We start from the raw sequence: 21,063 nt of genomic DNA, 5'->3' as shown, positions 1-21,063 counted from the left end.
TCTTTATGTTAGTATTCCAGTAGCAGGGCCCGTTTTGCTTCGGTGAACTTACCGGCCTTCATGCGGTAGTAATAAGTACCCTTGCCTACTGCATAACCCTGGCTGGTTCTGCCATCCCAGGTTATGGTGTGCTCTCCCGGAGCATAGGTAGCAGTGTAGGTGCGAACCTCCTGGCCTAAGGAATTATAAATACTGATTGTTACCTCCTCCTGCTGCGGTATGCTGAACCGGATGCTGGTGCTGCCTTGGGTAAAAGGATTAGGTTCATTCTGATGCAAGGCATATGCTAACTCCGTCACCTTTACCAAAGCATGCTGCGACTGTACGTTCAGCTCGGCTAATCCACCGTTGTAGGCCAGGCTATTTGTCAGGTCAGAGCTCACTTCCACTTTGCTTTCGGAGCCATTTTTACCAATAACTTTAAACCTTACCTGAAAAATTTTGCTGCCATTTTCCAGGCTCAGGCTGTTGCCATTCGGCTCCGTCCACAACGTAGTCAGCCTGCCATTATGGACACTGTGTGTGCCGTAAGCTCCCTCTATGCCGGCATGTTCAACCCTGGCGAATTCCAGTACCTTCGGATCCCAGTTGAGGGTAAACTGATAGCCGCTGACATCTGTAAAGTCCTTCACGGTGACCGGCACGACTATCTCTGTGCCCGGAGCTATCACCTGATTTTTGAAGTTAAAGGCAATGTTTCCTGCTGATGCCAGTCTGGCAGTGGAGGCGTCCCAGGTATCGTTAACATCCCCCAGCTTTATGCCGGTAAAGTCCTGGTTGCTAAGCTCCGATACGCTGCTGTAGGTACGGGTGCTGTCATACGGGAATGGCATGGATGGATCGGTAAAGGTGAAGTCGCTCTTCACATAGGCCCAGGTTCTGTTGCCGGGGAAGCTGGTGGAGTTATAAAGAATCAGGGAGCGGATATAAGCAATGTCCATCGTAGTGACGGAGCCGGAGTTGTTCACATCTGCAGCAATAATCTTATAAGGAGAATTCAACGGCACCAGCCCCAGAATATGACGTTGTATTTGTAGGATATCCAGTGTCGTAATTCCGTTCGTGACGTTTACCTCATTTCGTTTGACTGGAGCTAAGGAATAACTACTACTCCCGGTCAGCTTAAAGCTGAAAACGCCGGACTCAGAGGTTGTAAGATTTTGTTCACTGCTATTGCCTTTTGCTTTCACGATAACCCTATCCAGCGGTGTACCTGAGGGCGTCCTAACAGTACCGGAAACAGTCACCTCACTTTGTATAGAGACGGCACCGGCAACGATGGTTACAGGAATAGCCGTGAAGGTGTTGTCACTGACCTCTACCGGCACCGGAGTGCTTGTGACAGAGACAGCAGTGCTGGTGCCCGCTGCTCCAATCAGCTTCAACTTAAGAGCGAAAACAACTGCATCGTCAGAAAGGGTAACCGGTATGGAATTTTCTTCGTGCCAGGAAAACGTTAACTGGCCATTTTCAACTCCCGTCAGCCCAAAATTTGAGCTACCTAAGCCGGGCAAGCCATAAGACTCAACCCCCACAAAAGAAGCTATTGAGCTGTTCCATTCAATACTGCCCTGCATAGACAGGATATTTTTGAAATCCTTCACCCGCACTGGTACCAGCACATCAGAATTAGCAACCCCGCTTACGGAATCTGTGATTAAAGTAACTGAGTTTAAGGGAAAGGATGTATCAGTCGCTTTCACAATCCAATAGTCATTTCCCCCTCTGGATGCTTCTGTTATGTCACCATCGGCTCCTGGGCCAGCATTTCCCCCCACCAGAAAACCACCATCTGTTGTCGTGACCAATGAACCAAAATTATCCCAGTTATATCCGCCGTAAACAACATCCCAAGCTTTGCTACCATTGGGATAAATTTTCACCACCCAATAATCCGCACTTGGTTTGTCGTTCTTGGCTGCCGAAACAGATGTCCCTCCTAGCAGATAGCAACCGTCAGCTGTCATTGCTATTGATCTTAAATATTCTCCACCACTAATCATCTCATCCGGATTTTCGTAGATTTTGTCCCAAGCCTTACTGCCATCGGCATTGAGCATTATTATCCAAAAGACACTGATACGTTCAGTTGCAGATGTCTCTGTTTTGTCACCGTCAGCTACTGAGCTTGATTCTCCCCCCAACAGATAGCCGCCACCAGGTGTCGTTATCAAGGAATATAATCGGTCGGAACTACTCCCTCCGAAGGTTTTATCCCAGGCCTTGCTGCCGTCAGAGCTTATTTTCACCACCCAGTAATCAGATTCACCTCTGGATGCTTCTGTTTTATCGCCGGTTATACCTGATTCAGACCATCCTCCCAGCAAATAACTTCCATCTGGGGTATTAATCATATGAGTCAACTCGTCCGGACCACTTCCTCCAAACCGTTTATCCCAGATCTTGCTGCCGTCAGCACTGATTTTAATTACCCAATAATCATTCCCACCTCGGGAATCTTCTGACTTATCAAAACCAGTTCCTGAAGAAGATGAGCCTCCCAACAAATAGCCACCATCAGATGTGCTGATGATGTGCCAAAGCACATCTTCGCCTGTTCCTCCAAATCGTTTATCCCAGACCTTACTGCCATCGGCATTGATTTTAATCAACCAATAGTCGGATCCACCCCTGGAGTCTTCAGATTTATCAAACCCAATGCCTGAAGAAGAAGAACCGGCCAGCAGATAACCACCATCTGGAGTCACAATCACTGTAGCTATATCCTCATTTCCTGTTCCACCATAGACTTTGTCCCAGACCTTGCTACCATCGGAATTGATCTTTACCACCCAACAATCAGTTCCTCCTCTTGCGTCTTCTGTCTTATCGCCACCAGCCCCTGAGCTGGACGATCCTGCTAACAGATAACCACCGTCTGATGCTATGGCCATGTGTCCGAATATGTCTCCCCCTGTTCCACCGTATCGTTTATCCCAATCTTTCGTCACGGGAGACTGCGCCATAAGAGGTTGTGCAAGTAAACCAAACAGCAAAATCAGCTGACTAAAGCTTAAAAGCTTTCCAAAAGACAGTGACAGGTAGACCTTTTTCATGATTTTGAGAAATAACAGAAGTAATGTGTATGCTGTAAAAAAAGAAGAGCAGCTACAGTATTCCCTGCAGCTACTCTTTATGTTAGTATTCCAGTAGCAGGGCCCGTTTTGCTTCGGTGAACTTACCGGCCCTCATGCGGTAGTAGTAAGTGCCCTTGCCTACTGCGTATCCCTGGCTGGTTCTGCCATCCCAGGTTATGGTGTGCTCTCCCGGAGCATAGGTAGCAGTGTAGGTGCGAACCTCCTGGCCTAAGGAATTGTAAATGCTGATAGTTACCTCCTCCTGCTGCGGTATGCTGAACCGGATGCTGGTGCTGCCCAGGGTGAAGGGATTAGGCACATTCTGGTGCAAGGCATAGCCAGCAATAAATGGAGCAGCCGTACTGCGAAGCTGCACGGTGGCGTTGGTTGTTTTAATGTTCAGCTCCTGTAAGCTATTGTTGTAGGCAACGCTGCGGGTAAGGTCAGAAGTAACAGCCACCTTTGTTTCCGTATTCAACGCGCCAACAGCCTTGAACTTCACATAGAATACCACACTGCCTTCTGCTAAACTAAGACTCTTGCCTGCCGGATCGTCCCAGGTGGTGGTCAGCTTGCCTTCGCTTGCTCTGTGAGCTCCAAAGGCGCCTTGTGCAGCAGCCTCCACTACAGATTGGTACTCCAGCACTTCCGGATCCCAGTTCAGCGTGAACTGATAGCCGCTTACGTTTTTAAAATCATACACCTTCACGGGCACCAGCACTTCCGTTCCAGGAACAACCTGCTGGTCCTGCAGTTGCAGAACCAGGTTGCCTGCTGTGCCTAGTCTGGCAGTAGTGGCATCCCAGGTGTTGTTCACATCTCCCAGCTTCACCCCAATAAAGTCCTGCCCTGTCAGCGTCTCCACCACGTTCGCGTGTACCTGCACCGAATCCTGGAAAGGGAACGGATTTGCAGGATTGCTGAAGCTATGGCTTTGCGGCACAAAACGCCAGAGACGTTTGCCCGGAAAAAAATTATCGATGGTCAGGATTACTTTGCGGATGGTAGCGATATCGATCGTGGAAATGGCTCCGGAGTTATCAGCATCAGCAGCCAGTAGTTTGTACGGTGAGCCAAGTGGCGTAACATTCAGAATGTGTCTTCTGATCAAGGCGATATCCAGTGTGGTGATGCCGTTAGCAACTTCCGTGTCGTTGTTTTTGGTTGGACTGATGGTATAGGTGCCATTCTGCAACACCTCGAACTCGTAAAGACCGTCCGGTTGCGTTTCGTAAACCAATGGTGTTGCTCCACCGGTTGCACTAACGGCGACAGTACGCACCCCCTCACCTTGCTCTGACTTTATTTTTCCGCTGATTTTAACCAGCGTACGTACTGTGGCGGCACCGGCCAATCTGGTAACAGGTACTATAAAGCTGTTCTTTTCTGTTACTTCAATAGGCGTAGGTGTACCTGAAATGGTGATAGGCGTGCTCTGCCCCATGCCTCCTGTTAACCTCAGGCGCAGGCTGAACAGAATGCTGCTGTCGGGTAAGGTATAGGGAATCAGGTTCTCATCATTCCAGGAAAACATCAGATTGCCTGAAGCAGCCTGGCTGGCGCCAAAGTTAGCTGCAGCCAGTCCTGTCAGTCCAAAGTTTTCAACGCCCACAAACGCGGCCACACCGGCGTCCCAGTTCACACTGTATTGCGCGCTCACAATATCGGTAAATCCTTTCACTCTTATAGGTACCAATATCTCCGTACCTGCCAGGCCACTCACAGAGTCCGCGTCAAATGTAATGGGGGGCACATCCACAACGGTTACATTTACAGTACCAGCCTCACTGCTGCAACCATTGATAACAGCCGTCACACGGTAGGTACCGGAGTTGACAGTAGAGGCATTGGCGATGGTCGGATTCTGAGCGGAAGATGTAAAGCCATTGGGACCGGTCCAGGAATAGGTAGCACCGGCTACCGTGCCGGCACTCAGGCTAAGGGTACCTCCTACCTGTACCGGCGATGCGGTAGCTACTGGGGTAGCAGGTACAGCTTTGATGGTGGCTGTAACAGGTGTTCTGCTGCTCTCGCAACCGGCACTGTTTACTATAGCTGCGTAGTAGGTGGTAGTGGCGCTCAGGCTTGGGGTGGTATACGTAGCTCCTGTGGCTCCGCTAATTGCCGTGCCGCCGGTTGCTGCTGTATACCAGCGGTAACTTCCACCCGCTGGTGCACCACTGGCCGCCAGCACGACCGTACCCGTACCGCAACGTTCGCCAGCTGTAACGGACGGTGCTGCCGGCAGTGTGTTGATGGCAACGTTACTGCCATTATCTGTGCCCGTTACAGCAGGCGAAGAGGCGACAACCCTGATTCTGTATCCGGTGCCTTGTGCTGTACCTGTAGGTATAGTTGCTGCTATAGGACTGGCACTTCCGGTACCTATTACCGTTGCATTGGCAAAAGAACCGCTGGCATCGGAGAGCTGTGCTGAAAAAGTATTGTCCGGACTAAAGGTGCCCTGTTTTGTAAAAGAAACACTTACGCTACTGCCCGCACAAAGACTGTTGCTGCTGAGCGCACTTGTCGTGATATAGCAGGCCGGCACCTGTATTCTGCCAGGCTCTAGCAACAACTGCATCGTCTGAAATGTATTGTTCACAAACTCCAGCGGAGTAGGACTGCTAACAAAACTTACGTTACTGCTTGTCCCTAAGGATCCCGTCACTCTAAAGCGTATTGCAAACAAAACAGCCTCGTCTGCCAGTGTTTTACCCGCCAGCGTGGCATCGTCCCAGGAAAAAATGAGGGTACCATTGTCTACCTGTGTCGTGCCAAAATTGGTGCTTTCCATTCCCGGCAGTCCATACTGTTCCACCCCGACAAAACTTACGACACTGGCATCAAATGCTACACTACCCTGGCTTGTAATGATGTTGTAAAAGCCTTGTACCCGGACAGGCACGACCACCTCTGTGCCCGGCAATCCCGCTACTGAGTCGGCAGATAGTACGACAGCTGCTGCTGCTGCTTTTACTTTGGCAGATGTCGCAGAGTTGCCCTTGCCGATAGATGTGTTGTTATCCCCGCCGAAAGATTGCAGCACTGCCAGCAGGACAGCAACTGCAACAAAAGAAAACTGGATGATGCGTTTAGCCATAAAATTTTTATTCAAAACTTCAAAGAGTACAGTTAAGCGATATAGAATAAGGTAACCAGGCACATGTAATTGAAACAGCCATTACCGTATACCCGAAGCAATATTACTATATATTAATAATAGCTTGAATAAAATTGCATTAAAAAAATGATATTAAAAATATAAATGCATATTAATCAGGGCACTTTGTTTTTTTCTTATTTCAGCAAGTGCTTTGTTGTTTAAAAACAATGACTATTATCAGTTTTTAGAACAGAGTATAACTGTAATAAACTTTTTTAATATGCAGCCAACCCGTTAGGGACGCATCTTCGCACCATGAACTTGCTTTAGTGATATCACATTCTGTTTGTCTAAAGCTGATAAGTATTCCAGTTCCTTTTCAGAAGCAGATATTAACTAATGCCGATGTAGTTATCCAGGCGCTGTTCCGGGCATTCGCACCATGCCCTTCTTACCTGATGATTACAAGCTTTTTCGTTTGTGAACCGGCCTTGCTAACTATAGTTACCTGATAAGTACCGGGCTTTAAATCACCTGTTGAGACCACAGAGGACGCCCCTGCTGACTGACGCCGTGACAACACTTGTTTGCCGGACATATCCGTTATCGATAGTTGAGCTTCTTCATTTTGAGTCAGGCCCTGCACCTGCACATGCACAAAGCTGCCTGAAGCCGGGTTCGGATAGAGGCTCAACAGCAGCGCTTGCTCCCTGAGGACGGAAAAAGAGATGACAGGCAGGTATTCAAAAGAACCATCATGGTCCACCTGACGCAGACGATAATAAGAGGTGCCGGCCAGGGGATAAAAGTCGGTAAAGCTGTAGTCGTTTCGGATGGAGGTAGTGCCGGCACCGCTTACATGGGCAATTTCAGTAAATTCGCTGCCATCGGCGCTTCTTTCCAGGGCAAAGAAGTCATTGTTTCTTTCCGTGGCAGTAGCCCAACTCAATTTAACAGCGGTGTTGGCAATTGCCGTGGCCGTAAAGTGCAGCAGTTCTACCGGCAACGGTGCCAAATCGATTATCTCCTCGGAAGACACGGAAAAGGGCGAGAAAGAGGTGATACCGGAACGGGATACGGAGAAGGTCGTGCCGGACACTTCGGCTGTTTGATGTTCAGCTTTGTCCCAGACGCCGTTATGGTAGTGCTTGATATGGCATGAAGTGGCATCAAAACCCTGCAGTTCATCTGCTTCACTCCAGGAAAGGGTAAGGGAAATATCTGATCCGCCTTCTTCGTCTTCACTAATCAGCCAGGTCTTGTTCACCATTTTACCGGTAAGCGCAGAAGATGTTTCAGGAGCATCGTCCGTATAAAACCCATACACCCCATCCAGAATACTGATGCTGAAGATGTCATCCTGTGAGCCGGCTGCAAGTTCAATTTTTACCGGGTTAAAGGTTGTGTTACCAACGGGTAAGGTAGTTCCGTTACCGGCTTTGATGCCTTTGCGCAGACGGCCTTTGCCATTTACTACCACATAGCTGCTTGCTGTACTGCTAATGAGTGCCGCTTCATAACCCAATTCAAGGTCACTATCCCCCAATTCCAGTTTGACACCCTCCTTTAATTCCAGCTGGCCTTTGATTTTAACACTTTTGCTTATCCTGCTCCTGTTCCTGGTTAAGTTATTCTCGAGAATCAACTTTCCAAATTCAGCATTCTGATCGATGGATTCCGGTCCGTCTGGTCCAATAATAACAGTACTCTGCAGGCTCAACTGACCAAAGACAGGTAATCCCGGGGCATTAACTAACAACGTAGCATTATCCGACAGATCAAGTACACCCGCCGTAAGTGACTTACCATCCGTTATTTCCAGTGTTACAGGAATTGAATTATCGCCTAACACCACTCTCGAGGACGCTCCGGCTACTAACCAATTGTCGCTCAACCTGAGGGTTTCTTCGGCCGTATAATTGATGATGTTAAACCTCGTATTGGGATCAGTGAAGTTAATAGGTTGAGTACCGCTGCCATCCCGGCTCGTTCCCCAACTGGAGAGCAATGACAACTCGACTCCGCTCTTGTTGTAAAACTCGTTTGCTTCCGGCACCTGCACTTCCCCTGATTCCAGGGTCAGCGGGACAGCTGCAAAATTTTTATCCACAAACTCCATTGGAGCAGGACTATTCACAAAGCTTACCCCGCTGCTTAGGCCTGGCTCATTTGTCACTTTAAAGCGAATGGCAAAGATAATAGCACCTTCCACGAGCGTCTTTCCCTCCAGGGATGCATCGTCCCAGGAAAAAATAATAGTACCACTTCCTGCCTGTGTCGTTCCAAAACTATGATTACCCATTCCAGGTAAACCAAACTGTTCCATCCCGACAAAGCTTGCAACGCTGGCATCAAAGGCGATAGTCCCCTGGCATGTGATGATGCTTTCAAAACCTCCTACCCGAACAGGCACGACAACCTCTGTGCCCGGCAGACCCGATACCGAACCGGCAGAAAGCATTATTCCTCCGGTAACTGCTGTTCTTGCAAAAGCAGCTTCAACACCCTTACCACTTTCAGTTAACGCTACGTTTTCTCCTCCGAATGCCTGCAATACGACTACTAGCATCACAATAACAGCCAAAGAATAATGTATGATACATTTAGCCATAAAATATACTATTTAAAGCTTTAGAGGAAGCATACAGACGGGGAGGTTTCCATTGAATCAGACATAGCGAATACACATTTATATGTGACGATAAGTGTGGTAGCAGCAAAAACCACATTACAAATCAGTGTGTGAATATTATTTTGCCTAAAGCTGCATCAAAAAGTATAATTTACCAAATTATATACTTAAATATTTTAATATAGTTATTAAATAAAGACCAATTAAAATTATTTTTTTTCTATAAACCTAAAATAGGTTGCAGGTGAAAACTGCTTGTCGGACAAATACTAAACAACAGCAAACTTTAATGTATTGCATGACACTTTATGAAGAATACAAGGAGCGATAGAAAAATAAACAGAAGATAATTTCCAGTTTTACATCAATATGCTGCTAATTAGCCACCTAATGCACGAAGACAAGTAGAAACATTATTCTTTCTATTACAGCTGTACAAACCACTTCCTCTCTACAAGGCCCCTATCTACCATTCAACAGCTAACAAACCGTAAATAAACACAGTAGTACTAATCAAAATTAAATGAAAAGAAAACCGCAATTTCCAGGAAAGGTAAATTAGCCATCGCCCCCGATGCTATTATACTCTCCTTCGACCCTTAAGTCCGTAACTGGGAGTACGATAAAATAGTGAGAGTACTAAATAAGAAGGTAAAGAATCTGCGCTCACTCATCTAAAAGTTGGGTATAGAGCGGAATTGAGTATATCCCCTTCTGGAGCAATTTTCATGCTTGCAGATGAACTATCGGCAGCAAAGCTGCAGAGCTATATGTTCACCCACTGATGTAAAGATCCTGCACATTCCGCTTAAAGCGACTGTGTATTTTTTTCAACAAAAATTCTAAAAATAATATGTGGTGCAACAGGTTGCGCCATACTTAGAGTTGACTGTTAAGTCTTATTCAAAAATCTAGCCCCTGCAGCAAATTTTTCAGAACATGCCTTTTCTGCTCAACACCTTCCTTTTTGCTGTTCAGCACCATATGATCTGCTAAACGCGACTCCCCTGTAATCCCCTTTTTTAGAATCGATTTTAGTCTGGCGTGTAGCTTCTCATTTGTCTCCACTATTTTTCGCATTTCCCTTCCTAAACCAATCATGGCTACATCCTCATGTGATCGTTCGCTCTCATACAGATCAAAGTGTTTCGACCAGATATGCTCGTCCTCCAGGTACGGGTAGGATTGTAGAATACCTGCTATATCTAATAAATCCTTCAGCCGGTGCTCAGGACGATCATCAAAAGCAACTAACTTAAGTATGATGACCGAGGCTATATTACATACGGCATACAGCTCCTCTCCCAATCTAACTTTCTCCAATCCCTGCTCAAACACCTCCCTAAACCCATCCAGGTTAATCGAAACCAGACCTTTCCCTTGTATCATCACCTTCCCTTCTGATTCTATCTCACCAAAAGGAAGCAGATCTACTTGATTCCCATTTGGACTTAACAGGCAATAGGCATTTTCAGTACTGTCCCGATAGCCGTAATCTGCTAAAAGCCTTTCCCTTAACTGATTATATTTACTAATATCAGGTATGTATACGGCAAAGTCTATATCTTTTGTGCCTCTTGAAGCTTCCTCATGGGAAGCAAACCAAACATTTCTGGCAATAGCCCCCACCATAAAAAAGTCGACCCCTATGGCTTTGCATGTAACACTTACCTGCCCCAGTATTTCCTTCAGGCCCGGTGCCATCAAGGCTTCATATGATATTTTGGAGGTATCTTTCATATATTGTTTTAGCAATTTCCATATACCTGGGATTATCACCTTCCAATAAATCGGCGTAGGCAATTATCGGAGGCACGTGATTTTCCTCGCACTTTTCTTCCCAGAATTTTTCCAGAACCTGAATATTTCCGTTCGGATCCGGGATCCACTTCAGTTCCTTCATCAACGTTTTATAATCCTGTCTTGTATACACCGTCCAGTACTCAGCAATCAGGTTATTGGTTAGCAGGTCCCCGGCATTAGCCCCTCCCCAACAGGTATCAGGAGGTAGCGTGTACTCTTTCCAATCTTTCATCTTCTCCAGCGACCGGAACGTGCGCTGCTGCAACTTTGGTTTGAGGTTCTTGGCGTATCCATTTACCCAATCCTGAAGCAACTGCTCTCTTTTATTCCACTTATACTTTTTGCTGTTCAGAGGTAAAATATACTTTTCCTGCAAAAGTGCCTTAAAGACTTTATTGATGGTATCCAAGCCCGTTTCCGCTTTTTCGGCAAGGAATCGATAAGTCTCATTCAAATAACCCGGATGCTGTAACAACAAGTACACCACCTTTAAACCTGTTTTGGTAAAGGCTCTGTTATTGACCGCCTGATAAACCTTTTCTGACCTTCCTGTCTCGATGTACAGCAACAATTGATCATCCGCTAAATACATATTTCCAGCCATATCCGCATATGCGACATTTTCCTGCTGCATAAGCTGTCTGGCATTCGGTGTTATGTAAGCTGCCATAAGCAGTAATGGCTTAACCTCCTGGAGCCTTTGCAGTATTTGAGGCAACATAGCAGGCGTCAGCTCCCGTTTCACCGCCACATGCCAATCCTGTTGATAGCCTTTCCTTCTGATCTGCAGCATACCATCCACTAGAGGTTGATTCGATAAAATACCTTCCTTTAAATGGATCTCGTCAATACCAGGTATTCCCTTTAATTTCTGGGTAATTGTATATAAAATTTCTTTTTCCATGTTCGCAAATGTACGTTGTTCGTATATAACGAACAATAATAAAAAACGAACATTACAGATATAAGTTTAAACCATTTCTGACATATACCTGCGAATTCAGCTTAGAATAAATATAGGTAAAGATTGGAGACAAAGGAAAACAACTTGATAAACAACTTAGGGAGGAAAACTTCAAAAGCCAATATATACATCATTTATAAGGCCACACCAAAGCAAAAATCCATAGGCATTCATTCTGCTGCAAAGGTAGCCAGTCGTCCGGACACGGGAGCAAGGTAGTCCTGGAAAAATGGGTATCCCTGAGGGATACCCATTTTTCCAGGCTCCACCTTGCCCTTAGTCCGTCCGCCAGGCAGGGAGAGCACCATAATCAATTCCTCAAACCTTAAAAGAACAAGATTATGGAAAAGCTCACGAAAAAATCCGGATTGAACAGAGTAGCAGAAATCAAACTGACTTACCGCTCCAAAATAAAACCATCCGAGCGCCCGCAGGTTACCAGCTCCACCGACTGTGCCGAAGTACTCCGCAAAAGCTGGGATATGGGCAAGGTGGAATTTGTAGAACAGTTCAAGGTGATGCTGCTCAACAGGGCTAACCGGGTGCTCGGCATTTACGAGTTATCAACCGGTGGCGTAGCTGGCACCGTAGCAGACCCAAAGCTCATCTTCGCTGCAGCCATTAAAGCCTGCGCCAGCTCCATCGTCCTCAGCCACAACCACCCCTCCGGCAACACCAAACCAAGTGCGGCAGACCAGCAGCTAACCAAGAAACTAAAACAGGGCGGGGAACTACTCGACATTGTCGTACTCGACCACATCATCCTCACCAGCGAGAGCTACTATTCTTTCGCAGACGAAGGGCTCTTGTAGCCTTTCTTTTTGCTCATTGTGACATTCGATTTAAATAACTACAGCGTTTTTTTTAATCAGGAGCCAGTACCAAGCATGAGACCGAATTAATATATAGCACTGGCTGAGAAGTCTGCTTATGAGAAGTAGAGTTGTTGATAGTGCTATAAGTGGAGTTATCCGACATTCAGGCCTTTTATCCGACATTCCGGTTCCCAAAGACATATATATCAGATTTTCTGTCTCCCCACCTCCTCTAGGGATTCTTTTCATTTAGCATAATTTGTGACTGAGCAGTTCTTTTAGAATGCAGAGTGGCAGAATACTTCTACCTCAAAGAATAGGAGTATGATCAATTTCAAAAGTAAGTGGTGGCGACAATTTGGGCCACCATAATTGAGGATGAAAATGGAGCTTGCGGAGATTATTCCTGCTATTCTCCGCACATATGCGGAGAATAGCAGGAATAATCTCCACATACGTTGACGATCATAAGCTTTCACATATTTCAGCAGCCTAACAGGCCTCATTTTACTTGGGAGAAAGGTCGCCACTCCAGTCTACTTGGCGAGGTACGGTATGGACAGGGCGTATAGTAGGACGCATGGAGGGGCTTGGTTTCTCTGTCAGGTCAGAAACCATGTTGCAGACCCTTACGCAGGATGTGCTGAAGTCCACCGAAATTGAGGGAGAAATATTGGATCCGGAACAGGTGCGCTCTTCTATAGCCAAGCGCCTAGGAATGGATATAGCTGGGCTTATACCCACAGATAGAAAATGTAGAGGGAGTTGTGAAGATGATTACACGCGGGAGAAAATTAATCTCGTGACAAACTCACTGCAGATTTACCGTTTCAATATGCTCTGGCTGATACTCCAGAATATCTCCAGGCTGACAATCGAGCTCTCTGCAGATTGCCTCCAGCGTTGAAAAGCGGATAGCCTTTGCCTTGCCATTCTTAAGTACAGAAATATTGGCCATCGTGATGCCTACCCGCTCAGAGAGTTCTGTGACTGAGAGCTTCCTTCGGGCCAGCATTACATCAAGATTTACAATGATTGCCATGGCTAAATAGTTAATTGGTCCTGCTCAGATAGCTGGTTACCTTCTCTGAATATCTCTGCCAAAATGAAAGCAACCAACATAAAGGCCAGGGGAGCGAAATACAGATTGACACTTATAAAATAGTTACTTTCTGTCCTCACTATTGAGAAACACAATACTAAGAAAATCAACTGGCAATATCGCCCTATCCTTGTGAAGGAGGTAATATTTCCAGGTTGAAAAGATTGGTGTTCCAGAGCGGAACCGGCAATCTTTATGCTCTCCTTTAGGGCTAGACCAACAAGAAAGAAAAAGGCAGTTATCTGACCATAAATGAGATAAACATAAACTGGAATCACTTCATTTAGTTTAATTGTTTTCTGGCTGAGGGATTCTCCATGCGCTAGATCGTGAATATTATTGGTACTAAGAGTAAAACCGGAAAGCGAAAGAGACATGTTCCTTTCCGCATCTTTAACTGTGACACCAGCATAACTATCGGGACTGAGATGCCAGTGTATCAAAATCACTGACATTGCTAAAAAAGAAAGTAAAAGCAAGCCGGAAACTATCTTACAGGCATAAAGGGCAAGGTAAAGTAAGGTGTTTCTTTCCATGATTTCTGGGTCTATGTCAGCTAGCTTTTGAATCGATAATCATTACTTGTTTATCGAATTACGATAAAAAAATAACAAAGTCAAAGATTTTGAATGTAAATTTTAATAGCTGAACTTACCGAACAAGCCTCTTCTTCCAGAGTTGCAGCCAATCCCGTAAAATGAGGCAATTCTGATATGTATAATAGCCGCTATTGATAATTGTTGCCAATCATTGCTGGATGTTGCTATTTGGATGACTTTTCGTACTACTTTTTCCAGTAGGTTATTCCATTTACTTCATTTACTTCAATAACAGAGGTACATTCAAACATCCCTTCGCCTATCGTATGTCCCACCAAGCTCAGCTCTACCTTCTTGTTTTCCTGGCGCAACCGCTTCAATTCAAAATCTTTGATTTTACCGTATTCCTCTTCGTTCAGCCAGACAGTCATCACTTTGGCAGAGTCAACCTTTAGATGGAAATACGGCTTATATAACAGTCCATACTCTTTTTGCAGTTGATGGTCAGCAAGAAACATACGGTAATTGTCTGGCAGGTTTTCCTCTCTGCTCAGGCTGTCGATAATCTGTTCATATTCTTGAATTGCTGATTCGGGTGCACCATACAGACTACCAAAGCTGATTAGCTTAAACATAAGCTCCCCTTGCAACTTTTCCTGCTTTGTTTCGGGAGTGCTTTGGTTAGCTGTAAAGGTCTCACAGGAAATGGTAATGAGTACTAGTAAGCCTAAGATAATGCAACGTGTCTTTTTCATAATGATTATGTAAGGTAAAGGCTTTGTGTAAGCGGGGGAGTTTACAAACGGTTAGGTCACTTTTTGCTTACGTTCATCATAAACAATAGAAAACTCCAAGAAAGATTAGTCTACACTATGCTTAGCTGGCTCTTCTTTTCCTAAACTGTCCCTGGTATTTTTTTGAACCGCAATAGCTGCAAAAAGGCTTAGGAGAAACGACATCGCGTAAAAACCTTTTTCACTACGGAGCAAATCAGCATTCCAAAGCCCCACTACCAAAAGAACCACCGCCAGAATGGTAGAAAACCAACTAAGTCCATAGTAGATATTGGTAACAGGAATGCCATCCAGTTGGTCGCGCACACTTTTTTGGAGAGAGATAGCTGAGAACAATCCATACATTAGTATGGTAAAATAATAACCCTTTTCGTTCAGCAACATTTCGGCATTCCACAGCCCGATTATGTAAGCAGTAACTCCCGTAAGTAAAGTGGCCCAGGAGGCCGCTATAAATGCATTTGATGGTTTCTGATTCATTTTTACCTTTCGTTAAGTGATGAAACAAAGGTATACCAGCCCCCATATCTTTCTTTTGACAATTGTCAAAAAAGGAAAAGTATCAAACTTGATTGCGTATCCTGCTCAACGTTTCCTGACTAATACCCAGGTAAGAAGCAATTTGCCCGAGAGAGATCCGTTGAAGAATATGTGGTGAGGTTTCAATGAGTTGTTCATACCGCTCCCGGGCCGTTTTAAACTGCATAGCCATTAATCGCTCTTCCAGTCTTATATCAATAGTCTGGTACAAATTCAGGCAGCGATTCTGCCCATATTATAAAGTTTCCGCATCTTTTGAGAATTATCATCTTGTTCGGGGTCAATTTCGAACGTGCTAATAAATCTCTCCAGTAGCAATTCATTGCTATACTGCATTTTAACATCAGCCATGGAGAAAGCACTTCGCTGTTGGTCTTCCTGGTTGAGGTAATGTGCTGCCTTGGCTAGCGAAACAGCGGTAAGAGCAGCATTTAAGTGGTAGTGCAGTTTTTCCTTGCTGCGGCACTGAGCCTGGGTAAGGCCGGTGTGCTGCTTGGCATCGCGGTAGAGGAATTCGCACTGGAAGCGGGACCTATACCCTCTCAGTACCTGTGCTCCATCCATTTCGATGTCAGTAGAGAAGAAAATCTTGGGAGTTTTCCATCCGCCCTTTCCATTTTCCTGTGGCAGGATTACGACACGGGCTTTCATCTTGAGGGATTTGATGTAAACCAAGCCATGGTAAGCCACCGCTCCCTGCTCTGTCTTAAACTGCTCAAAGACTTCAGCCCGTGGCGCATTTTTATCTACTTTGCCGTCATAGACTTTGGGACGGCCCCTCTTGCCGGTCTTCTCTCTGGTGTAGAGGTAGTAGAGCACCGCGTCGTTGCGCAGGCGGCTGACCACCGTGAAACCGCACTCAAGAGCCGCCACCACATAGTCATGCTTGGAGAAGTAGGCATCCACGCATAGCACCTTGCTGATTTTGAGCAGTTGCCCGGAGATCTCCCGCAGCAGGGCAATGTAGAAATCCATCAGGCTCTGTCCCTGTTGGGGAACCGTCTGCCGGGCATAAAGGTGCATGGCCGTCCATTGGTGAAGGTCCACGCAACTGAAGCCGGCAAGCTCCAGCCCCTTCCTGACTTGCTGGGCACAGCCAGACCAGAAGCGGCCCAGCCCATAGGTGTGCCTGCCGCTCTTGAAAAGATAGCTTGGGTCAAAAGTGATTGCCAACTCCGCAGAGCAATGAGCCATGACCAAGGCAGAGTTGAAGGCAAGGAAATCGAATGTTTTACTAAAGTGCTGCCGGTAAGTAAGCTCGTTGAAGAGGCCCCAACGGCTCAGGTTAGTGAAATTGAACCTGCCCCGCAGGCTGACGAGCAGGCTCATCAGGTGAATAAAAAATTCCCGCTTACGCTTAGAAAGTTTGGGCATTTTCTGCAATATTGTACATGTGAGTGTTCCGATGCTCATAGGTGAAAGTCTGTTGAGGTGTCGTTACCACAAACTACGGCTTTCACCTTTTTTTATCCATCATGTATCTATCAAGCTCACAAAAACGCTACGGACTATTGTTATATAATACTGCTCATTTATTATCCGGACAAGGCGCTCGAGGTCTTTATGCAAATCAAACAACTGGTTCAGAGCTTCAAAACGTATACCCCACAAGGTGGAGTCTTCTAAGATTTGTATATTTTCTATGCCCGGCTTTCGGGAAATAAAGCTATAAAAAGAAGTGACAAAATTATTTTCGAAGCCAAACCAATAGGTAACTTCCTTCCCATCCAGGTTATAATATCCACGCAAACAACCTTTTTCAAGAAAGTACAGATTATTGCAAACCATTCCTTCCTGTATTAGAAAAGAATTCTTTGAAATCTCTACTTTCGTTAAAGCTTGTGAAAGAGCCTCCCAGGCTCCTGAAGAAATGGGGTAGTATTGCGATATGCAATTTAATAAGCTATTCATTCTAAAGCGCTTTTACCTAAAGTTTGGTATTTCCTTGTTAGAAAACAGTAGATCCTGGCCAGATAACAGGGAGTTGTTCCTCTCTTTACACTTACAAAGGAATGGCAGAGCGAACAGGAACTACAGAAATAGCCAGAATTTTGCCTCCTCCATATCCAAAAACACACCCAACTCCATACTACCTTTCATTGCCGGATTTTGCTCAAGTGTCTCCTGAATCAGCGTGTCAGGGGTAAGATCGACGTTCTGCAGGCTCACCACGCAGGCTGTACGGTATTGTAGCCGAAGGTCAAAAGCTGGGAGGAACTCTTTCACAGTCCATAGCTGATCAGCCAAAGTAACATAATTTAGCTTCCGCATATCATTTAGCCACCGCCAGGCCCCTTGAGAGCGGGGATACTGCTGTGCTTCTTGCAGTACTTGCCTGAAAGCGTCTCCGCTGGCATGCTGCAGCCAAGTTAGCTGAATGAACATGTTTTCAGGACTTACCTCTAGCCGGGCATATTCATTCTGAAAAATTTGAGTTAGTTTCATAGATGTTTTGTTTGCCAATTGCACTTTCCTCTTCACCAGCCTTCCTTTCTCACAGTGCATACCTCCGGAAAAGCAACAAATGTAGCAGGGATTATCCAAAGAGTTTACAAAAAAAACCTGCCATTCTCATGAAGACAATAAAAAAGATAAATTCAACCAAGGTATCCACAGAGTCATTTGGCTTTCTTGTGATTTTCATATTATTTGGTTTTATTCATCCCAGAAAAATAATTTAGCTGATCCTGTTTTTACACCTATTTACATTGCAGGGTACCTGCGTTACGTTTTTTCTTTGCCAGGATAAAAAAAACAGGTACAACAAGATGCTGTAACCAAGAATGCTTATATAACCCCTAAGTTGATTGGGAAACTGAACACCTAAAAAAGTTTACACCATGAAGGACCTGAAGAAGTTTCTGATTCGCCTGCAGACCTTTAAGCTCCGCCAGATCCAACGGAAAGTGGCTGTAGGTCCTTATGGCCAAAAGGAAGTGACCTGCTACGACCTCCGGCACGAAACACACTACGACGAGGCCGCTGTCTTCGAAAACAAGCTCAGGCTCCTTTCTGAGATGGCCGCACTGGATCTGCTACCCCTCAACTACAAGCAGCTGCAATTATTCCTGGAGCAAACCAAAACAATAGAAAAGCGTTTCGTGAAATTCTGGGTCAACTTCCACAACCACACGTTTGACTATGGGCTTGAGTATCCACCAGGTTACCTGTACCTGATCAACCTGCCACGCTTGTTTGTGATTCACAACCTGCAGCCAGGTATTGACACGATTGAGATCCGGGAGGAGTTTGTGGATGACCTGAGTGAATCGGTCAAGCTGCGGGAATCAATGCTGGCCAGCCTCATCCGGCAGGTAAAGTCCCTGCTACCTGAAAAGGAGGAGCAGGAATTACCGATAGAAGAACCCGCCCCTGCCCGGACTGTTTCCGCATCACCTCACTTTGTGGACGGTGTAACAGAGAAGCTCTATGAAATCCTCAAAGGATATTTCACCTCAGAGGACCAGCAGCCACTGCTGTCCCTCCTGCAGGAAAACAGGATTGTCTCCTCTCCCCTGCTCTTCCACGGGAACGGTAACCAATTAGCCGACGCTTTCAAGCAGCTCTACGAGGCTAATCTCATTGTGGGCTGCCTTAAAGGAGAACTGGAGGCATGGATAGCTTCAAACTTTGCCTATGTGTACCGCAAACAGCAAAGAACCCTGCCGCCCAACTACCTGGCCGCCATCATCTCCTCCAATGCCAAACCCTGCCAGTCCCCTATCCTGGACGTGCGGAAGCAGCCGGACGGCACCTACACCGTAATTCCCGTCGTCCGCACACAAAAAAACTATACTATCCAGTAGGAAACAGGTAGGATACAGTCCTACCTTCTTGCAACCCATCCAAACAAGCCCCTACCATTGCAGCACAAACCAAAAACAACGCTGCTATGGAGAACTTCACCTTCGAACAACTACCCCATGCCATCAGCCTGCTGCATGAAAAACTGAGCCACATTGAACGGCTGCTGGCTGAGCAACACCCCCACCAGGAGACAGAGACCATCTTCAATGTCTCCGAGGCTGCCGCCTTCCTCCATCTCTCTGTCGCTACCCTGTATGCAAAGGTCAGCCGCCAGGAGATACCTGTCAACAAGCAGGGCAAACGGCTCTACTTCTACAAAAGCGAGCTGGCCGAATGGATTCGGCAGGGCAGGAAGAAAACAGTTTCCGAAATACAACAGGAAGCCGAGCAGTACATCACCGGCAACAGGAGAAGACGCTAATCATAAACCACACGGTCTACCATGGAAACAGCGCACTATCCCTTATCCTCGCCAGAAAGCTACATCCGGGTCCAGACATCCTACTATAAGCGGTGCCGCCAGCCTACCGTGCAGGGGGAATTCACCGAGTGCTGGATTCCCTGGTCAACGGAGACGCTACGGCAGGACCTCTCGCGCCAGCAGATCAGAAAGATCCGGAAGTACGATGGCTTCTGCTGCGTGCCCAGCCACCTGCACCACCAGGAGGCGGTGGGCAACTTCTACAACCTCTACCATCCACTGGACTGGCAGCCTGTGGAAGGTCCCTGCCCGCAGACGCTCCATTTCCTGCGGCACATCTTCGGGGAGCAGTACGAACTGGGACTCGATTACCTGACCCTGCTGTACCAGAGCCCCACGCAGCACCTGCCGGTGCTGTGCCTGGTCTCCCGGGAGCGGAAGACGGGTAAGACTACGTTTCTGAACCTGCTCAAGCTCATCTTCGGGCGGAACGTGACCTTTAACGGGAACAGCGATTTCCGCTCCCAGTTCAACTCCGACTGGATGAACATGCTCCTCATCGCCGTGGACGAGGTCCTGCTGGGGCACCGGGAAGACTCGGAGAAGATAAAGAACCTGAGTACGGCCCGCACCGCCAAGATTGAGGCCAAAGGAAAGGACCGGCGGGAAACGGAGTTCTTCGGCAAGTTCATCTTCTGCTCCAACAACGAGGAGAACTTCCTGCTCATAGAACCGACCGAGACACGGTACTGGGTGCGGAAAGTACCGGTGCTGGAACAGGAGAACATCCACCTGCTCCGGCAGATGCGCCAGGAGATCCCGCACTTCCTCCACTACCTGCTATTGCGTCCGCTCTCGGTGCCGCAGGGACTCTCCAGGATGTGGTTCTCTGAAAAGCAGCTGCGGACCGATGCGCTGCTGCGCGTAATGCAGGGCAGCCGCAATAAGGTGGAGACGGAAATACTCCTGCTACTCAAAGAGCTCTTCGAGGCGACCGGTGACGAGCTGCTGCACTTCACCAACAGGGACATCCTCGAGCTCCTCAAGCGGCACATGCCCCGCCTCTCGCGCCAGCAGGTGCGCCAGGTGTTGCAGCAGGACTGGGGCCTGGTACCAGCCCCGAACAGCCACAGCTACCAAACTTACCTCTACAATGTACAGGGTGAGCTCTACCAGGTACGCCTGACAGGCCGGTACTACACCATTTGCCAGGACTGGATCCGGCAAAAGTTTGATGAATGCGGCTGATTTACGCTCTATCTGCCTGTTTGCCAGCGTCATACCTGCTCATCAAACTATCTTATTATTTGATGAGGAATGATGAGGATGATGAGAAAGCTCATCATAGCTAAACAACATGATGAATGCCTGATGAGGCAATACCACCTTGTAAGTCAATAGCTTATACCACTACCTCATCAACTCATCCAAAATCAGCCTTCGTGAAGGAGGCCATTTTAACA

Annotated in this window: 17 protein-coding genes; 5 read left to right on the top strand and 12 right to left on the bottom strand. The window is 46.7% G+C overall.

Annotated features, from left to right (window positions below):
* Positions 1-8: 8 nt before the first annotated feature.
* The 5 genes from DCW36_RS11480 to DCW36_RS11460 form a co-directional block, all read right to left on the bottom strand.
* Entirely contained in the window at positions 9-3,056 is a 3,048-nt protein-coding gene (locus DCW36_RS11480) for a cohesin domain-containing protein (RefSeq protein ID WP_114778746.1), read from the bottom strand.
* A gap of 82 nt (positions 3,057-3,138) precedes the next feature.
* Positions 3,139-6,180 (bottom strand): cohesin domain-containing protein, encoded by a 3,042-nt coding sequence (locus tag DCW36_RS11475; protein ID WP_125185172.1) that lies wholly within the window; start codon positions 6,178-6,180, stop codon positions 3,139-3,141.
* A 454-nt stretch (positions 6,181-6,634) separates the two neighbouring features.
* The gene (locus DCW36_RS11470) at positions 6,635-8,794 is read right to left on the bottom strand and encodes a T9SS type A sorting domain-containing protein (RefSeq protein ID WP_114778744.1); all 2,160 of its coding nucleotides are present in this window, start codon (positions 8,792-8,794) and stop codon (positions 6,635-6,637) included.
* A 924-nt stretch (positions 8,795-9,718) separates the two neighbouring features.
* The gene (locus DCW36_RS11465) at positions 9,719-10,555 is read right to left on the bottom strand and encodes a nucleotidyl transferase AbiEii/AbiGii toxin family protein (RefSeq protein ID WP_114778743.1); all 837 of its coding nucleotides are present in this window, start codon (positions 10,553-10,555) and stop codon (positions 9,719-9,721) included.
* The gene (locus DCW36_RS11460) at positions 10,527-11,522 is read right to left on the bottom strand and encodes a type IV toxin-antitoxin system AbiEi family antitoxin (protein WP_125185171.1); all 996 of its coding nucleotides are present in this window, start codon (positions 11,520-11,522) and stop codon (positions 10,527-10,529) included. Before DCW36_RS11460 ends, DCW36_RS11465 begins: the two co-directional genes overlap by 29 nt.
* 401 nt (positions 11,523-11,923) lie before the next feature.
* On the opposite strand from DCW36_RS11460, the gene DCW36_RS11455 reads away from it, so the two are divergent.
* Both DCW36_RS11455 and DCW36_RS11450 read left to right on the top strand, forming a co-directional pair.
* On the top strand, positions 11,924-12,394 hold the full coding sequence (locus tag DCW36_RS11455; RefSeq protein WP_114778741.1) for a JAB domain-containing protein: 471 nt from the start codon (positions 11,924-11,926) through the stop codon (positions 12,392-12,394).
* A 583-nt stretch (positions 12,395-12,977) separates the two neighbouring features.
* Positions 12,978-13,304 (top strand): DUF4172 domain-containing protein, encoded by a 327-nt coding sequence (locus tag DCW36_RS11450; protein WP_205702924.1) that lies wholly within the window; start codon positions 12,978-12,980, stop codon positions 13,302-13,304.
* On the opposite strand, the gene DCW36_RS11445 is transcribed toward DCW36_RS11450, so the two are convergent.
* The 7 genes from DCW36_RS11445 to DCW36_RS11410 all read right to left on the bottom strand — a co-directional run bounded on the left by DCW36_RS11445 (position 13,209) and on the right by DCW36_RS11410 (position 17,817).
* Positions 13,209-13,439, bottom strand: a complete 231-nt coding sequence (locus tag DCW36_RS11445) for a helix-turn-helix domain-containing protein (protein ID WP_114778740.1) — start codon at positions 13,437-13,439, stop codon at positions 13,209-13,211. The two genes, DCW36_RS11450 and DCW36_RS11445, sit on opposite strands and share 96 nt — an antisense overlap.
* A 2-nt stretch (positions 13,440-13,441) precedes the next feature.
* Positions 13,442-14,035, bottom strand: coding sequence for a DUF2975 domain-containing protein (locus DCW36_RS11440; protein WP_114778739.1), 594 nt, complete (start codon positions 14,033-14,035; stop codon positions 13,442-13,444).
* 248 nt (positions 14,036-14,283) lie between these two features.
* Positions 14,284-14,793: a hypothetical protein gene (locus tag DCW36_RS11435; protein ID WP_114778738.1), complete on the bottom strand. Its 510-nt coding sequence runs from the start codon at positions 14,791-14,793 to the stop codon at positions 14,284-14,286.
* A 105-nt stretch (positions 14,794-14,898) separates the two neighbouring features.
* Positions 14,899-15,312, bottom strand: coding sequence for an inner membrane protein YiaA (gene yiaA, locus DCW36_RS11430; protein ID WP_114778737.1), 414 nt, complete (start codon positions 15,310-15,312; stop codon positions 14,899-14,901).
* A 273-nt stretch (positions 15,313-15,585) separates the two neighbouring features.
* On the bottom strand, positions 15,586-16,746 hold the full coding sequence (locus tag DCW36_RS11420; RefSeq protein ID WP_164891106.1) for a transposase: 1,161 nt from the start codon (positions 16,744-16,746) through the stop codon (positions 15,586-15,588).
* A 99-nt stretch (positions 16,747-16,845) separates the two neighbouring features.
* Complete coding sequence (locus tag DCW36_RS22855; RefSeq protein WP_240676137.1) at positions 16,846-17,283, bottom strand: Crp/Fnr family transcriptional regulator; 438 nt, start codon at positions 17,281-17,283, stop codon at positions 16,846-16,848.
* A gap of 120 nt (positions 17,284-17,403) precedes the next feature.
* On the bottom strand, positions 17,404-17,817 hold the full coding sequence (locus DCW36_RS11410; protein ID WP_128396968.1) for a hypothetical protein: 414 nt from the start codon (positions 17,815-17,817) through the stop codon (positions 17,404-17,406).
* A 395-nt stretch (positions 17,818-18,212) separates the two neighbouring features.
* Here DCW36_RS11410 and DCW36_RS11405 point away from each other — a divergent pair, with 395 nt between their 5' ends.
* From DCW36_RS11405 to DCW36_RS11395, 3 genes are all read left to right on the top strand, one after another.
* Entirely contained in the window at positions 18,213-19,178 is a 966-nt protein-coding gene (locus tag DCW36_RS11405) for a hypothetical protein (RefSeq protein WP_114778734.1), read from the top strand.
* An 86-nt stretch (positions 19,179-19,264) separates the two neighbouring features.
* On the top strand, positions 19,265-19,600 hold the full coding sequence (locus DCW36_RS11400; protein ID WP_114778733.1) for a helix-turn-helix domain-containing protein: 336 nt from the start codon (positions 19,265-19,267) through the stop codon (positions 19,598-19,600).
* A gap of 21 nt (positions 19,601-19,621) precedes the next feature.
* On the top strand, positions 19,622-20,848 hold the full coding sequence (locus DCW36_RS11395) for a primase-helicase family protein (protein ID WP_114778732.1): 1,227 nt from the start codon (positions 19,622-19,624) through the stop codon (positions 20,846-20,848).
* Positions 20,849-21,063 lie beyond the last annotated feature (215 nt).

The organism is Botryobacter ruber (genome assembly GCF_003347595.2).
Lineage (GTDB): Bacteria > Bacteroidota > Bacteroidia > Cytophagales > Hymenobacteraceae > Pontibacter > Pontibacter ruber_A.
This window is presented reverse-complemented; position numbering and strand designations above follow the sequence as displayed.

Excerpts from the sequence above, each read along its gene's own strand:
- DCW36_RS11440 (WP_114778739.1), bottom strand. The coding sequence starts at position 14,035 with ATGGAAAGAAACACCTTACTTTACCTTGCCCTTTATGCCTGTAAGATA.
- DCW36_RS11410 (WP_128396968.1), bottom strand. The coding sequence starts at position 17,817 with ATGAAACTAACTCAAATTTTTCAGAATGAATATGCCCGGCTAGAGGTA.
- DCW36_RS11420 (WP_164891106.1), bottom strand. The coding sequence starts at position 16,746 with ATGCCCAAACTTTCTAAGCGTAAGCGGGAATTTTTTATTCACCTGATG.
- DCW36_RS11455 (WP_114778741.1), top strand. The coding sequence starts at position 11,924 with ATGGAAAAGCTCACGAAAAAATCCGGATTGAACAGAGTAGCAGAAATC.
- yiaA (WP_114778737.1), bottom strand. The coding sequence starts at position 15,312 with ATGAATCAGAAACCATCAAATGCATTTATAGCGGCCTCCTGGGCCACT.
- DCW36_RS11460 (WP_125185171.1), bottom strand. The coding sequence starts at position 11,522 with ATGGAAAAAGAAATTTTATATACAATTACCCAGAAATTAAAGGGAATA.
- DCW36_RS11445 (WP_114778740.1), bottom strand. The coding sequence starts at position 13,439 with ATGGCAATCATTGTAAATCTTGATGTAATGCTGGCCCGAAGGAAGCTC.
- DCW36_RS11435 (WP_114778738.1), bottom strand. The coding sequence starts at position 14,793 with ATGAAAAAGACACGTTGCATTATCTTAGGCTTACTAGTACTCATTACC.
- DCW36_RS11480 (WP_114778746.1), bottom strand. The coding sequence starts at position 3,056 with ATGAAAAAGGTCTACCTGTCACTGTCTTTTGGAAAGCTTTTAAGCTTT.
- DCW36_RS11475 (WP_125185172.1), bottom strand. The coding sequence starts at position 6,180 with ATGGCTAAACGCATCATCCAGTTTTCTTTTGTTGCAGTTGCTGTCCTG.
- DCW36_RS11465 (WP_114778743.1), bottom strand. The coding sequence starts at position 10,555 with ATGAAAGATACCTCCAAAATATCATATGAAGCCTTGATGGCACCGGGC.
- DCW36_RS11470 (WP_114778744.1), bottom strand. The coding sequence starts at position 8,794 with ATGGCTAAATGTATCATACATTATTCTTTGGCTGTTATTGTGATGCTA.
- DCW36_RS11450 (WP_205702924.1), top strand. The coding sequence starts at position 12,978 with ATGGAGGGGCTTGGTTTCTCTGTCAGGTCAGAAACCATGTTGCAGACC.
- DCW36_RS11395 (WP_114778732.1), top strand. The coding sequence starts at position 19,622 with ATGGAAACAGCGCACTATCCCTTATCCTCGCCAGAAAGCTACATCCGG.
- DCW36_RS11400 (WP_114778733.1), top strand. The coding sequence starts at position 19,265 with ATGGAGAACTTCACCTTCGAACAACTACCCCATGCCATCAGCCTGCTG.
- DCW36_RS11405 (WP_114778734.1), top strand. The coding sequence starts at position 18,213 with ATGAAGGACCTGAAGAAGTTTCTGATTCGCCTGCAGACCTTTAAGCTC.
- DCW36_RS22855 (WP_240676137.1), bottom strand. The coding sequence starts at position 17,283 with ATGAATAGCTTATTAAATTGCATATCGCAATACTACCCCATTTCTTCA.